The 13,693-nt window shown below is 45.3% G+C and carries 12 protein-coding genes; 7 read left to right on the forward strand and 5 right to left on the reverse strand.

Going from position 1 to position 13,693, the window contains the following annotated elements; genetic code table 11:
• Positions 1-116 precede the first annotated feature (116 nt).
• Positions 117-2,867: a glycerol-3-phosphate 1-O-acyltransferase PlsB gene (gene plsB / locus JMX03_RS01070; RefSeq protein WP_201593893.1), complete on the reverse strand. Its 2,751-nt coding sequence runs from the start codon at positions 2,865-2,867 to the stop codon at positions 117-119.
• A gap of 267 nt (positions 2,868-3,134) precedes the next feature.
• Between plsB and ybaK the strand changes: the two genes are divergently transcribed.
• Together ybaK and JMX03_RS01080 are read left to right on the forward strand one after the other, a co-directional pair.
• The gene (ybaK, locus tag JMX03_RS01075; protein ID WP_201593894.1) at positions 3,135-3,623 is read left to right on the forward strand and encodes a Cys-tRNA(Pro) deacylase; all 489 of its coding nucleotides are present in this window, start codon (positions 3,135-3,137) and stop codon (positions 3,621-3,623) included.
• A 114-nt stretch (positions 3,624-3,737) separates the two neighbouring features.
• Entirely contained in the window at positions 3,738-4,127 is a 390-nt protein-coding gene (locus tag JMX03_RS01080; RefSeq protein WP_201593895.1) for a 5-carboxymethyl-2-hydroxymuconate Delta-isomerase, read from the forward strand.
• Positions 4,128-4,236: 109 nt separating this feature from the next.
• Here the strand turns inward: JMX03_RS01080 and JMX03_RS01085 are convergent, their stop codons facing one another.
• Positions 4,237-6,057, reverse strand: coding sequence for an acyl-CoA dehydrogenase C-terminal domain-containing protein (locus JMX03_RS01085; RefSeq protein WP_201593896.1), 1,821 nt, complete (start codon positions 6,055-6,057; stop codon positions 4,237-4,239).
• A 310-nt stretch (positions 6,058-6,367) separates the two neighbouring features.
• On the opposite strand from JMX03_RS01085, the gene JMX03_RS01090 reads away from it, so the two are divergent.
• Entirely contained in the window at positions 6,368-7,495 is a 1,128-nt protein-coding gene (locus JMX03_RS01090) for an FUSC family protein (protein WP_201576101.1), read from the forward strand.
• A gap of 71 nt (positions 7,496-7,566) precedes the next feature.
• Here the strand turns inward: JMX03_RS01090 and aroE are convergent, their stop codons facing one another.
• Positions 7,567-8,424 carry a shikimate dehydrogenase gene (gene aroE / locus JMX03_RS01095; RefSeq protein ID WP_201593897.1) on the reverse strand — a complete coding sequence of 286 codons (858 nt, stop codon included), beginning with the start codon at positions 8,422-8,424 and terminating at the stop codon, positions 7,567-7,569.
• Between the two features lie 416 nt (positions 8,425-8,840).
• Here aroE and JMX03_RS01100 point away from each other — a divergent pair, with 416 nt between their 5' ends.
• Together JMX03_RS01100 and JMX03_RS01105 are read left to right on the forward strand one after the other, a co-directional pair.
• Positions 8,841-9,503 (forward strand): hypothetical protein, encoded by a 663-nt coding sequence (locus JMX03_RS01100; RefSeq protein ID WP_201593898.1) that lies wholly within the window; start codon positions 8,841-8,843, stop codon positions 9,501-9,503.
• A 2-nt stretch (positions 9,504-9,505) separates the two neighbouring features.
• Positions 9,506-10,531 (forward strand): aminotransferase class IV, encoded by a 1,026-nt coding sequence (locus tag JMX03_RS01105; protein ID WP_201593899.1) that lies wholly within the window; start codon positions 9,506-9,508, stop codon positions 10,529-10,531.
• Between the two features lie 4 nt (positions 10,532-10,535).
• Here JMX03_RS01105 and JMX03_RS01110 read toward each other — a convergent pair whose 3' ends face one another.
• Positions 10,536-10,727, reverse strand: coding sequence for a DpnD/PcfM family protein (locus JMX03_RS01110; RefSeq protein WP_201593900.1), 192 nt, complete (start codon positions 10,725-10,727; stop codon positions 10,536-10,538).
• A 151-nt stretch (positions 10,728-10,878) separates the two neighbouring features.
• On the opposite strand from JMX03_RS01110, the gene JMX03_RS01115 reads away from it, so the two are divergent.
• Positions 10,879-11,373, forward strand: coding sequence for a hypothetical protein (locus tag JMX03_RS01115; protein WP_201593901.1), 495 nt, complete (start codon positions 10,879-10,881; stop codon positions 11,371-11,373).
• A 42-nt stretch (positions 11,374-11,415) separates the two neighbouring features.
• On the opposite strand, the gene JMX03_RS01120 is transcribed toward JMX03_RS01115, so the two are convergent.
• Positions 11,416-12,180 carry a DpnI domain-containing protein gene (locus tag JMX03_RS01120; protein ID WP_201593902.1) on the reverse strand — a complete coding sequence of 255 codons (765 nt, stop codon included), beginning with the start codon at positions 12,178-12,180 and terminating at the stop codon, positions 11,416-11,418.
• Between the two features lie 182 nt (positions 12,181-12,362).
• Here JMX03_RS01120 and mltG point away from each other — a divergent pair, with 182 nt between their 5' ends.
• Positions 12,363-13,679, forward strand: a complete 1,317-nt coding sequence (gene mltG / locus JMX03_RS01125; protein ID WP_201593903.1) for an endolytic transglycosylase MltG — start codon at positions 12,363-12,365, stop codon at positions 13,677-13,679.
• The last annotated feature ends 14 nt before the right edge of the window (positions 13,680-13,693 follow it).

Raw genomic sequence — 13,693 nt, forward strand, 5'->3', positions numbered from 1 at the left:
AGCGATTTTAAAATTCCTTGACTATAGCTACTCAGTTTGTTTCATTTAACAAAAAAAAGACCTCTAAAATATTAGAGGTTTTTTTTTGAGCCAGAACCTAAGTTACTTTGTCTTAATTAACGCTTGCGCCCAAACTTACGCTGTTTTTTATTACTAATCTCAGTAATAGCATGGGCGATTTCTTTGTCATCTAAACTGGCGACTTGCTGCAAGATTTGCATCATATCTGGGCTCAGTACATATTTGGCATGACTGGCAATATCGTTGATACGATGATCAAATGTTAGTACCCCTGTTTCTTCGTCTTTTTGTAGATAGTTGAGACGAATCAGCGCGTTCACAAAGCTGGTGAATAGTGAGCGATCAAAGAAGTCTGGGATGTCATCGGCATACAGCACAGACAAACGCTGACCGAGCAGATGACATAGATCGACCACCTCGTCCTCAGTTAAGTTGCCAGAGCCTTGCTGCGCGAGTAGCGCAAGCGTCATAAAGTAACGCTCAAGACTTTGCTCGACAGGGGCTGCTAGTACCTGAAGCTGTTGATAGCAGTTGCTATTGGCGTCAGGGACACTGAGCATACCATTGCCCAAATCGACGATTAAGTTATGGGCAATGAGGTTGTCAACTTTTTGATCGAGGACATCCATTAGACCGTGTGAGGGATAGTATAAGAACAGCTCACTTTGTAAGAATGGATACATCTGAATGACGATGTCATCAAGACGACTGCGTTTGATACGGCCATTGCGTGCGACGAGAGCGGCTAAGAATGACAATAAAATAAACACATGCAAAATGTTATTACGGAAGTAGCTGAGCAATGCCGCTTGCTTACCAGCGACTTGAATAATATCGCCTAAAATATGCGGCGTACGCTCGATAAGCTTGAGCTTGATACCATAATTAATGATTTGCTGCGGATTCATATCCGTAATGACCGTATCATCAGAGTAAGGCATCTTACGGGCGATACCTTGATATAAGGCAATTTGCTGACGGCAAATATCTTCATCAAGTGCTGCTTTTGGCGCTGATAGAAGTACTAATGACAATAGCGATACGGGGTTGATGACGGCAGCTTTATTGATATGCTGCATGATTTTTACGCCGATATTATCAACCATGGCATTGGCGTTTTCGCCCAATGGGGTATCGGTACGATCAGCAGGTAGGCTGTCAGCGGCGACATCGAACTTTTTCATAAATTCGCTCAGATGCAGCGGAGTACCAAAGCTTAAATGCACATTACCAAAGATGCGTTCAATCTTGCGACTGACCTTGAGGAGCGCAAGGACAGATTCTGACTCTTTTGGTTTGCCTTTTAACTCACCAATATAAGTGCCACCCTCCATAATACGCTCATAACCAATATAGGTCGGGATAAACACGACTGGCTTATTGGTGTGACGTAGCTGACTGTGTACCGTCATGGCCAGCATACCCATCTTCGGTGGTAGTAGACGCCCTGAGCGTGAGCGACCGCCTTCAACAAAGTACTCAATCGGTGTATTGCGAGTAATGAGCGTATGCATATATTCGCGTAATACGGCAGTATAGAGCGCATTACCACGGAAGCTACGACGAATATAGAAAGCGACCGCACTGCGCAATAAAGGTCCTAGGACAGGCACATCTAAGTTATCACCCGCTGCGACATAAGGAATGCTCAGACCACGCTTATAAATGACGTAGGACAGCAACAGATAGTCAACATGACTGCGATGGCAGGGCACATAAATAATCTCATGATCGGCTGCAACCTCACGTACACGCTCAAAATGATGGACTTCTACGCCATCATATAATTGCGTCCATAACCAAGTCAAAAACCTGTCAAAGACACGAATAATAGGATGCGAGTAGTCATTGACCATCTCGTTGGCATAGCCTCTAGCGAGGTTACGCGCCTCACGAACGGTGATGCCTTTTTCTTGCGCTTCAATCTCTGTCGCATGCTTGATGGCTGGCGAGTAGATCAGCTTATCTACCAAGTTGCGTCGATCTGATAAGTCAGGTCCGAGCATAGTCGTGCGCTGCTTATCGAGATAAACATTGAGCTGCTGCTGCAATGCGCGTATCAATTCGCGATTGGCATCCGTGGTTGCTACTAACGTATTGCTAGATACTGACGCTACGGTATTATCAGAGCTTGCTGCGCTATCAAATGCACTCAGCTCATCTAAATCAGAAATATCTAAATTGGTATTTAGATTATTATTAATAAGAGTGCGCAAGTCTTTGGGTGCATGGAATTGCACAAAGGTGTCACGGCCCATTACTCCGATATTAAATAACTGCTTGGTGATGCTAGGATCTTGCCAGTTATCGGTCATGAGTAGCTTGAGCAAGGAGTCTTCTTTTTCTGGCGCGCGTCCCCACAGGATGGATACAGGTATCAAACGTATCTTGAGATCTGGGTGTTGCAGACTGGCAGCGACTAGGCGTGATAAGCGCGGTGATAACTTACGCTCTTTGGCTTTGGGATGATGCAAAAATATAATGGCTGCACTTTCATCAATATCATGCGCACTGTCTTTTACATCTACCAGAGCAGGCGGCAGCTGATATTCCTGCGTTTGCAAGTCAATCAAAATACTGTTGGAGCGTGAATAGTCCTGCAGTACATAAAAAGTCAGTGTCTGGTCGTCTTCATTCAGTACCGGCAACTCACCTAATAGCTTGGCTTTGACCGCCACATTCAGTGTTTTTCCTGATAGTTTGCGGTATAGCTGATTGATCGGAGTGCTGTTATAAGGCGTGGCTACTGAGGTATTAGCAGTAGGCGCTTTTTTGGCATCTGAGAGCACTGATGTTTTGGCTTTTCGTTTTTTTAAGAGTTTGTTTTTTAAGCGGTTGGGTATCATAATAAAAAGTCATGCTATGTAAATGTAATGGCCTTATGATGCCATAAAAGTGCATAAAGCGATATATGGTGTCTGTATCTCTGCTGAATATATTATAAAGTTATCCTTAGACAAAGTTGCCATGATTCTGTGCGTAACTCTATTACCACGGTGCAAGATTTTTGCGTAAAATATATCTGCTGCATGTCTGCCACGGCATCTCATAACGTTCATCTACCCCAGTCGCGGGTTATAATATTTGTACCGCTATTATTTAGGACTGATTATATGACTCCTGCTATTAACATTGCCAAACAGCGCCGTCTTGATTACAAGTTGCATGAATACACGCATGATAGTAATGCCGTCTCTTTTGGGTTAGAAGCTGCTGAAAAGCTAGAGGTCGCAGCGGCACAAATCTTCAAGACCTTAGTGGTAGAGACTGATACTGGCAAGCTCGCTGTTGCAATTCTGCCAGTCGATACGACCTTAAATTTTAAAAAAATGGCGAAAGCCCTGTCTTCTAATAAATTGCTGTCCTGCAAAAAAGTACAGATGGCAGATCCCAAACAGGTTGAACGCAGCACAGGCTATGTGCTGGGCGGTGTCAGTCCGTTGGGGCAGAAGAAGCGCCTAGTAACAGTCATAGACAGCTCGGCACAGCCGCATACGAGCATTTATGTCAGTGCTGGGCGTCGCGGGTTAGAGATTGAGCTACCACCGATGCAGTTGGCAGAAACGCTGAGCGCTTGCTTTGCTGACATTGCCGATGGCTAGGGTTTAGTAATGGGGAGCGACTATTTGAACAACTATAATAAGTAGCCAAACGTGCTAAGCTTTCTGCTATCAATAAAGTGTTTTTTTCATTCAATATATTATAAGGAAATACCTATGCCGCATTTAACCATTCAAGCGACGCCCAATGTCAGTATCGCTCACGAAGAGTCCTTACTTAAAGCGTTAAATAAAGCGCTGTGGGATAGTGGTCACTTTGGTAAACCTACTGATATCAAAGCACGTATACTACCAGTGGATACCTTTTTAGTCGGTGTCGAAGATGATGAGCAGGAGCATGGCTTCATTTATGCGCACCTAAAACTGATGACAGGGCGTGATATTGTGGCGCGCAATCAATTGGCTGAGCTTTTGGTGACCACGATAGAAGAGGCTTTGGCCGAAGAGCAGTCAGGACGCGCAGCTTTGCAAATATGCGCCGAAGTCGAAGAGATTAGTGCCGTTTATAAAAAGAAAATGCTGAGTATAGTCAGTCCTAATAATTGAGAGTCCAACAGACTATAGAGCGTGCCTAAAATGAGAAACAACAAAAAAGCGCCCAATGTATTGGGCGCTTTTTGATTATTGACTTAATTTTGATATTGTTTGATAAGGCTTAGTCTAGAAAGGCAAAGCTATCGATAGGCATGTTCATCATGCTCTCGCTTGGTGCGACCATGGCTTCCGCATGACCTGAGGTGCGTGGCAACAGCTTATCAAAGTAGAACTCAGCGGTTTGAATCTTAGCCTCATAAAACTCTGGTGCTTCTACGCCGCCTTCTTCTAGTTTTTCATAAGCGACTGCCGCCATACGTGCCCAATGATAGCCCATCATTACGTAGCCTGAGTACATCAGATAGTCGTCTGAGGCCGCTGAGATGATTTCACGGTCTTTACGTGCCATCAGCATCAAGCGTACGGTCAGGGTGTTCCATTCGGCACACAGCTTGGTCAATGCCCACACGAATTTACGCATGTCTTTATCAAGAGCGTATTCGCCACACCACTTCATGATGCTTGAGGTGTAATCGCGAATGATTTTACCTTTTGACTGTAGGATCACTTTACGACCCAATAAATCAAGCGCTTGGATACCAGTCGTACCTTCATACATAGTGGCGATACGAGCATCACGAGCGATAAGCTCCATGCCCCATTCTTTGATATAACCATGACCACCGTAAACTTGCTGACCATGCTTAGCCGCTTCGATACCCAGCTCAGTTAAGAAGCCTTTTAGGATAGGGGTATAAAAACCAAGCTTGTCATCCCACTTCTCAAACTCTGCATCATCACCATTCGCGATACCTTGTGACATCTTGTCTGCATAGCGCGCAGCGTGATAAATCATTGAGCGACCGCCTTCCGCAAAGGCTTTTTGCGTCAATAGCATACGACGTACGTCAGCATGGTGAATGATGGCATCTGCTACTTTTTCAGGATCTTTGGTGCCTGATAATGCGCGCATAGAGCGGCGCTCTTTGGCATATGGCAGGGCGTTTTGGAATGACAGCTCAGTATGCGCAAGACCCTGAATACCAGTACCGAGACGAGCAGTGTTCATAAAGGTGAACATCGCTTTTAGACCTCTGTTTGGATCACCAATCAGATAAGCGGTGGCTTCATCGAAGTTTAGGACGCAAGTCGATGATGAGCTGATGCCCATTTTGTGCTCGATAGAGCCACAGCTCACACCATTGCGCTCGCCAATCTCGCCTTCAGCGTTGGGTAAGAACTTTGGTACGATAAATAGTGAAATGCCGCGCGTGCCACCTGGTGCATCTGGTAGGCGTGCTAGGACGATATGGATGATGTTTTCTGTTAAATCATGCTCACCACTTGAGATAAAGATTTTGGTACCGCTGAGCTTGTAACTACCGTCTTCTTGTGGAATGGCTTTTGACTTAACCTGACCCAAATCCGTACCACACTGTGGTTCGGTTAGACACATGGTGCCAGACCATGAGCCTTCAACCAATTTATGCAAATAAGTCTGTTTTTGCTCATCCGTACCGTACTGCATCATGGTATTGATACAGCCCGTTGATAGGCCTGGATACATCGCCCATGGCCAGTTGGCAGTACCGATGATTTCTGCTTTGATTAGGTTCAATGACATTGGTAAGTTCATACCGCCGTACTCTTCAGGGTACGAGATACCTTGCCAGCCACCTTCTACAAACTGGTCATACGCTTCTTTAAAGCCTTTCGGTGTGGTCACAACGCCATTTTCGAAATGACAGCCTTCTTCGTCAGCAGGCTGATAAATAGGAGACAAGACGTTTTCAGCGAAGTCAGCCATACCCTGCAAAATCATATCGACTGTTTCAGGATCAGCATTTTCGCCATTATCTAAATCTTTATAATGGGTTTGATAGTCAAAAACGTCATTTATCAAAAATTTGATGTCACGCAAAGGCGCTTTGTAAGTTAACATAGTTGGTCTCTTTGGTTGATTCGTATCAGCTCGTTTATTAGCCGAAATCTACGATGTAATAGGATGGATGTTAAGAATGGTGTTTGTTAAGTACTGCTTATTTATTAAGAGTGCAGTTAAGAACTACTTCATTTATAAAAAGGGTTGGAACTTAATCTCAGTATAAATGTTATGTGCAGACAAATATACTATATATAACTAAAATTCATGTTTAACACTATAAGATATTACTTATAATTATAGTTAGTAAGCCAAGACTTGGTAATATAGCGTAGATAGAGATTGATTTATTTCACTGGGATTAAGATTTATGGCCGTATCAGGGCACATCGCAAAGCGAAAACAATGGATTAAGCAGTTGCTTGTTTATATCAAGTATCTCATCCATGGCGAACTTGATCACTTGCTAACCGTTAACAGGAGCCGTCGGCCATGGCATATGCCAATTATTGCTGCTATCGCCATTAGCTTTCCCGTGTTTGTTGGTGCCTATTTCGGTGCGCTGCCTGCAGGTATCAAAGCGTCCTTGGGGGCGATGATTATTTTGAATTTGCCTTTGGCGGGCTCTTTGCCTTATCGGTTGGTGACAGTGATGGCGTGGGGGTTTGCGATGACGCTGTGTTTTGCGCTTGGGCTTATCGCTCAACAAATTCCGATACTCAGATTGCCCGTGTTTTCGTTGATAGCGTTTGGCGTGGTTATCTTCGGTCGTTATTATCGTCAGTCGCCGCCAGCTGGGCTGTTTGTGATGATGGCTGGTGCCATTGCGTTATTCATACCTGTCACTCTGGATGAAGTGATGTCATCGACAGGGCTTGTGATGCTAGGCAGTGGTTTTGCGATGTTTATGGCATCGCTATATACGCTGTTTTTGTTAGCAACGCGTCCCTCCAAGCCTACGCCAACTTATCAATATCAGCCTGATACTCTGACGGAGAGTCTCATCGTGGCTGGGTTTGTGAGCTTGGCATTGTTTATCGCCATGATGCTTGAGATGCCTTATCCATACTGGGCAGCGGTCAGTTGTTTTATCATCATTCAGGGCATCCAGATGCGCACGATATGGATCAAACAGCTCCATCGTTTGCTGGGTACGTTAGTTGGGATGGGGCTGGCGGGTTGGATGATGTCTTGGAATCTTTCAATGTGGGGAGTGGCCGTGGCGATACTACTACTGATGCTCTGTATTGAGGCGTTGGTCGATCGCCATTATGGATTGGCAGTGATATTTGTCACTCCCCTGACCATCTTTATAGCGGAGTACGGCAGCACGGTATCGCTTGCGCAGTTCGGTGTACAGGAAGTCATCCGCGTGCGTATGCTCGATACCACTATCGGCTGTATGGTGGGTCTCAGTGGCGGCTTAGTCATACATTCAGCCAAGCTGCGTGCACCCTTACAGCGTTTTGAAGAATGGTTACTTATCCGTCTGGCCTAGGGCATGTCACTAATTAAAGCATTTATATTTTTACCCTCATAATCTAATTGATGGCACACCCTAGTTTACGACTATTGTTTTAAAGTCTCGGTGGCTAATGCCACATCGATTGTGTGACCCGTCCAACGCTCAAAACTCAATGCCGCTTGCCCAATCAGCATGCCGTAGCCGTCTGATATCTGCGCAGCGCGCGCCTCAAAGTGCTGCAAAAATGGCAGCGTGCGTCCGTACATCATGTCATAGGCGTAATGGCAATTTAACTCCTCAGCCAGTGGCAAGGTATCGCCTGACAGCCCGATAGAAGTGGCATTGATAATCAGGTCAAACTGTCCCGTTAACTCGGTGGTGGCGCAGGTCTGGATATTATGCTCAGCAATGGTGCGACTGGCGGCGCTCAGCTCTGTAACCAAGGTCTCTGCCTTTGTCAAAGTGCGGTTGGCAATGGTCAGCTGCTTGACGCCTGCTTCGATAAGCGGCAAGACCACGCCGCGGGCAGCACCACCAGCACCAATGATGGCAACGCGAGCTTGCGTGAGAGGCCAGCCCAGACTGGTCATATGATTGACCAGACCTTGACCGTCGGTATTATCACCGTATAGCGCCTCTGCAGTAGGCACGCCACTCTGTAGCAGGGTTTTGTTTAACAGCAGCGTATTGACGGCACCAGCGACTTTGGCATGCTCAGACAAGCCGCCACGAGCCGCGCAGCAATCATAAGCCACTTGCTTGAAGGGTACGGTCACATTGGCACCGACACCGCCGCCATGAAAAAATGCTTCAATCACCGCTGTAAAGCTAGCGGCATCATCAGGGCAGTACTGGCGCTGATAGTCAATATCGATACCCGCTTGCGCTGCGAATACTTGATGAATCTCAGGAGATTTACTGTGGGCAATCGGGTTGCCAATAACGATAAAATGCTGGGTCATAAGTGCTCTACTGGCCATTGGTGATAAGTTGATGATAGAAAGAAAGGGTAGGAAAAATCAATCAAAACTTACTTATCATAGGGGATAACAAGGTCTTTAACAAATCTGTGCTCTCTGCGACTCTTCTATGTAACGTAAAGGCTAGTCAAGCACTGGGCAGTTGGGTAAACTGTGGTCTTGACCCTATAATGATGCAGCGGATATCGGTGTATCATCGTTAGGTCATATCAACGATAGAATAACAACAGAGCATGGTTGGTCATGGTGAGTGGCGCTGGGTTTGTCATTGGCGCAGTTATTGCATGATCTCTTTATACAGCCTACTGAGTTAGCCTGCGTACACGCCCTAGTTTGGTTGCTGGTTAATCTAACTTTTAATAGAACTCTAAGACCCTAAAAATGTGAGTGAATTGCCCATGTGGAATAACACCCTACAGACCTTTGTGGTCAGCATAATGATGGCAGCTGGATTGTCAATGAGCGCTTGTAATGGCTCTCAAAAAGATGTCGAACCTGATACCAATAGCGACAACGCACCCGCGGCAGAGACCGTACAGTCAAGTCCGACGCCAGATACAGATATGGACGGAGCCACTGTCGAGCAAGGCACTCCGGTCAAGTATGATGTGGCATCATGGGGTAACAGTAGCGACAAATCCGTGAGCATCCATGAGCTGGATAAAATCAAACCCGCTTATGGCAAGGTGGTTAGCAATGATGAAAACAGCTTGGACTATGCCAGTAACCCTGCTACCAAATATCGCTTTATGGACACGGATGCGCCTTATTTAGACTTGATCGACTCCGAAAAGTACCTTGAGCTTGGTTGGTACTATGCCAATCCTACTGACTCTGATAAAGAAAAAGAGCTGAGTAAAGCCCATGCGAAGAAATCGTATCAGCTAGCGCAGCAGCTAATGGGCGTTGATGGCGGTAAATTAATCGCCGAGATGCTTGGTGGCCAAATCATCAAAAACAAAACCATCGGCGGGCAAAAAGTAGAGCTGGCTAAGTGTGAGTTTTATAGCTGCATGCTGGTACTGAATAAGTCAGGCGAGCAACAAGCGGACGCCAGCTAAGCATGACAGCAGCGGCTAGCGATTGGCAACGTTTATCTCCTCATCCGCAGCCAGGCTCTGTGGATGATGCTATCAATACTTCTGCGCATAATATCGTAGAGACTGTAAAAGATACTACAGTAAAAAAAGCGCCAATAACGCCAGACAATCGCGGGCTGGCTTATGGTGATGGATTCTTTAGTACTATCGCTGTCATCGATGGCGCGATAGTGTGGCAAGACTATCATTATCAGCGCCTTATCTCGCACGCTCAGGCCCTACAACTGACGCTTGATAGCCAAAAGTTAATGGTCATCCTACAAGCGCATGCGCAACAGCTACAGCAAGGTATGATGAAAGTTGTCGTGACTCGGGTAGCACAGTCTGTGCGTGGTTATGGCTTTGCGCCTGATGTAGCGGGCAGTGGCTGTGAAGTCTGGCTAAAATCAGTTGCTATGCCGATTGATACCGCTATGAAAGCACAATTGCCAGATGGGCGCACTGTGCTGATGCAGCCTATGATGTCAGCAACCTGTCTGACCGCGCAGTTTAGCTGTCTACCGCCACCGCTATCAGGTCTAAAAAGCCTAAATCGTCTCGATAGTGTGCTCGCCAGTGGTGAGCTCCAGCAGGTCAAAGCAACTAAGCCAACTATCGGTGAAGGCTTGGTACGCGATATGATGGGCTACTGGGTCGAGGGCACGATGAGCAATGTCTTTTATCAGCTCTCCTCTCAGTTCTCAGGGTCGCCAGTCGCTGACAAGTCGCAAGCGCAAGCAGGTATGGCTGATAGCGACAATAGGGCGACCGATTATCTGTTATCAGGGCAGTGGTATACACCGCCACTGACACAGTCAGGGGTGACGGGCGTACAGCGCCAAGTCATCATTGATGCGTTTGCCAATACGGAAACACCGGTGATCATGCGTTCATTAAGTGATGAGGATTTGCCAAGCTTACGCGGTTTGTTCTTTTGTAATGCGCTGCGCGGGGTGATGCCAGTATCTGAACTTACTTTGCTGTCTGGGCAGGTGGTTGAGTTTAATTAGTCGCTTATTTCACATCAAAAATATTAAATTTAGTATCTATAAAATCATCTGGGTACAAAACAACTTCTTCATTGCGATATCTCTCTTGCGCTTTTAACAGTGTGTCTTGCTCATCTTCAGCCGTAACTTCCAAGATACTACTCATCGTCTCGACAATTTCTATTTGATAGGTCTTTAAGTCTTCTGTCTTTGTCATAGCTGTGCTCACTTTTTTTCTAGATATTGTGCTGGTGATCCTAGCAAAAGGAACTCGGAGAAGTGATCGTCTTTTGTTAACTAAGCTTGTGTCATGCGGTGAAATGATCAATGATCGCCTTTTAAATAATTAAGTAAAAAGGTGATTGTTAATGCGAATAAATCCTATAGTGTGTGATGTCCAAACCTCTTATTTGCTGCATACAAAAAATTTGACTCAGCTATATCAAAAAATTGACATATTCTCTAATTGTCCTGTGCGTTATGATGGTAAGGAGTTTAAAGAGGACGATAGTATTACGCCTTGTGAGCTATCAACCAAGCATTGGTGGGAGGAAATAGATGAAATGGGTAATCCTAAAGAAAATTACATAGCATTTGAATGCCCATTAGGAGAAGTGAACGACTTTTTATGGCTACAAGAGTCTTGGCTACTGATTCAGAATGACCTTTATTTTGAATCAGATTTTTTGTCTTCAACAGCTGTTAAAAATAAAGATTTGGCACAGTTAATCAAAGTCATTGGTTGGCAAGATGCTACTACGCTTACGCTTGAACATGCTAGATTACTATTGAAAATTAACGAGTTAGAAGTGATACAAATTAATCATATTTGGTTATGGTCGCTTAAAGTGACTGTAGTTTGAAAAATAGAAACTTTCTTACTTCTTAAATTCGAGATAGTAAGATTAGCTTAGTTTTCGATAACGACCACGCGCCACAAACTCAATAATACCCTTATCACGTAACACCTGTAGCTGTTGACGAATTTTGGCATGAATATGTTGGTTTTCAGGATGTTTAAGTTGTAGCTCATCCGCAAAGCTGTAAACCTGATTGAGGGTAAACTTACTATCAAGCTTATCAATACATTGCCAAACATCTAATGTCCAGCCCCGTGTCTGCTGTGATTGCTCGCGTAAAAATAGCGTTTTTTGATATTGTTGTTGGACGTTGTCTTTCGGGATGACCTGTTGATTTTTCACCAAAAATACTTTTCCAGATTCGGGAACTTGGCGCAGGTCAATATTGCAGCCGACCCAACCAGCACGCCGCGCCGTTGCTGGTAGCGGGTTACGTTTGATAATCATATCGGGTTTGAAGAAATGCTTAGGGATAATTAAAAAGTTGTTAACGCTTAGTTGTGCTGAATAAGTCAAAAAGAAAAAGCTTGGGTTATCATCACTCTTGATGCGCTGCATCATAGTGGCATAAGCGCCATCGTTAATAATATTACTTAATTTGGCTTTTTTACTTTTTAGCTCGTATTGTTCGGCACAATTTGCACAATAAAAATCAGCGACAGGTTGATTATTGCTAAATTCAGATAAAGGCTGGGTGCTACAATTAGGGCAATAGCCATTGTCTTTTACCCACGCCTCACTCAGTATCCGAATGATTTGAGAAGGTGAGCGATAGTTAGCAGCGAGTGCTTGATTAAAGTTTAAGTTCATAAGAGTCAGTCGTTTTGACAGTGATACATGGGTGAATGGATAGGCTAAGCTGTGATGTGAAAGTTGCGGTCATCAATACTAGCACGTCGTTTAAAGACTAATTGGGGAAGACTAAGCAAATAACATTGAAAAGCGCACGGTTCAGTGCTAAATTCTAGCAAACCTCTGCCCTGTGAGTTGTCATGAGCAAGCCAACACCCGATACCCCTTCTGATGAGCCTAATAAAAAGCAGGCTAGTGATAAAGCCGATGCTCCTAATGAGCCGACTGATGGCCTAGACTCAGAGCCAGTAATGGCTGATGAGCAAGCACCAGTAGCTACTGACGAGAGCGAAGAAGACAAAGCGCTAGCCACTGACATCTCCTTAATCAGTAGCCAAAGTAAACCACGCAAGTACAAAAAAGACAATCCATCGTTTTTTATGCAGCGCGGCTATCAGATCTTATTGGTACTGGGTTTGATTGCTGCGTTTTTATTGGTGATGGTCTATCAGACTTTATTTGGACGCATCGAGCAGCCAGAGCAGAAGGTGACCATCGAGCAGGGTGATACCTATTATGGATTGCTACCGCAGTGGCAGCAACAAATCCCACTGTTTTCGAGTACCGTTGCCAAGATTTATATCAAATCGCAAGTAGATGCGCCATTGCATGCGGGTATTTATCAACTGCCTGCCAATCCAACCATCGCCGAGGTTTTGCACATCCTAGGGCAGGGTGCAAAAGTTGCTATGGTCAAAGTACAAATCATCGAGGGTAGAAGCGTAAACGAGTTGTATCAAACCTTACGTGACAACCCCGGCATCAAAAAAGAAGTGCTGATCACAGACAGCGGCGATGCGAGTAATGCCAGTATCGCGCAGGCGCTAGACTTGGTGGATATCTTGCCAGACTCGGTGACGTCTCATAGCGATCCTATCGTGCAATACAATCTAGAAGGTTGGTTTGCCCCTGATACCTATTATTATGGCGAAGGTGCCAGTGATAAGCAGGTACTGACCGATCTGTATAAGCGTCAGCAGCAAGCGCTTACCGATGCATGGGAAAACCGTGCGCCAGACCTACCATACAAAACGCCTTATGAAGCGCTCATCATGGCCTCTATTATCGAAAAAGAAACCAGCATCCCTGAAGAGCGTCCCTTGGTATCAGCAGTATTTACCAACCGCTTCACCAAGGGCATGCGCATGCAGACCGATCCGACCATCATTTATGGTATGGGCAGTCGCTATGATGGCAATATTCGCCGCAAAGACATCGACGAAAAAACGGCTTATAACACTTATCAAATCGACGGCCTACCGCCAACACCGATTGCGCTACCGTCGGCGGCTTCTATCGAAGCCACACTGCATCCAGCAGACAGTGATGCGCTATACTTTGTGGCGACCGGTACAGGTGGGCACAAATTTACCAACAACTTAGCGGATCATAACCGAGCGGTACAAGAGTACCTCAAGGTGATGCGTGAAAAGAAAGCACAAACCCCGCCAGAGTAGATTTTAGGTAATAA

This window comes from Psychrobacter fulvigenes (assembly GCF_904846155.1).
GTDB lineage: Bacteria > Pseudomonadota > Gammaproteobacteria > Pseudomonadales > Moraxellaceae > Psychrobacter > Psychrobacter fulvigenes.

What these genes read in the sequence shown, in the direction of transcription:
- JMX03_RS01120 (WP_201593902.1), bottom strand. Translation starts at nt 12,180, where the DNA reads ATGAACTTAAACTTTAATCAAGCACTCGCTGCTAACTATCGCTCACCT.
- JMX03_RS01090 (WP_201576101.1), top strand. Translation starts at nt 6,368, where the DNA reads ATGGCCGTATCAGGGCACATCGCAAAGCGAAAACAATGGATTAAGCAG.
- plsB (WP_201593893.1), bottom strand. Translation starts at nt 2,867, where the DNA reads ATGATACCCAACCGCTTAAAAAACAAACTCTTAAAAAAACGAAAAGCC.
- JMX03_RS01080 (WP_201593895.1), top strand. Translation starts at nt 3,738, where the DNA reads ATGCCGCATTTAACCATTCAAGCGACGCCCAATGTCAGTATCGCTCAC.
- JMX03_RS01085 (WP_201593896.1), bottom strand. Translation starts at nt 6,057, where the DNA reads ATGTTAACTTACAAAGCGCCTTTGCGTGACATCAAATTTTTGATAAAT.
- mltG (WP_201593903.1), top strand. Translation starts at nt 12,363, where the DNA reads ATGAGCAAGCCAACACCCGATACCCCTTCTGATGAGCCTAATAAAAAG.
- aroE (WP_201593897.1), bottom strand. Translation starts at nt 8,424, where the DNA reads ATGACCCAGCATTTTATCGTTATTGGCAACCCGATTGCCCACAGTAAA.
- JMX03_RS01115 (WP_201593901.1), top strand. Translation starts at nt 10,879, where the DNA reads ATGCGAATAAATCCTATAGTGTGTGATGTCCAAACCTCTTATTTGCTG.
- JMX03_RS01100 (WP_201593898.1), top strand. Translation starts at nt 8,841, where the DNA reads ATGTGGAATAACACCCTACAGACCTTTGTGGTCAGCATAATGATGGCA.
- ybaK (WP_201593894.1), top strand. Translation starts at nt 3,135, where the DNA reads ATGACTCCTGCTATTAACATTGCCAAACAGCGCCGTCTTGATTACAAG.
- JMX03_RS01110 (WP_201593900.1), bottom strand. Translation starts at nt 10,727, where the DNA reads ATGACAAAGACAGAAGACTTAAAGACCTATCAAATAGAAATTGTCGAG.
- JMX03_RS01105 (WP_201593899.1), top strand. Translation starts at nt 9,506, where the DNA reads ATGACAGCAGCGGCTAGCGATTGGCAACGTTTATCTCCTCATCCGCAG.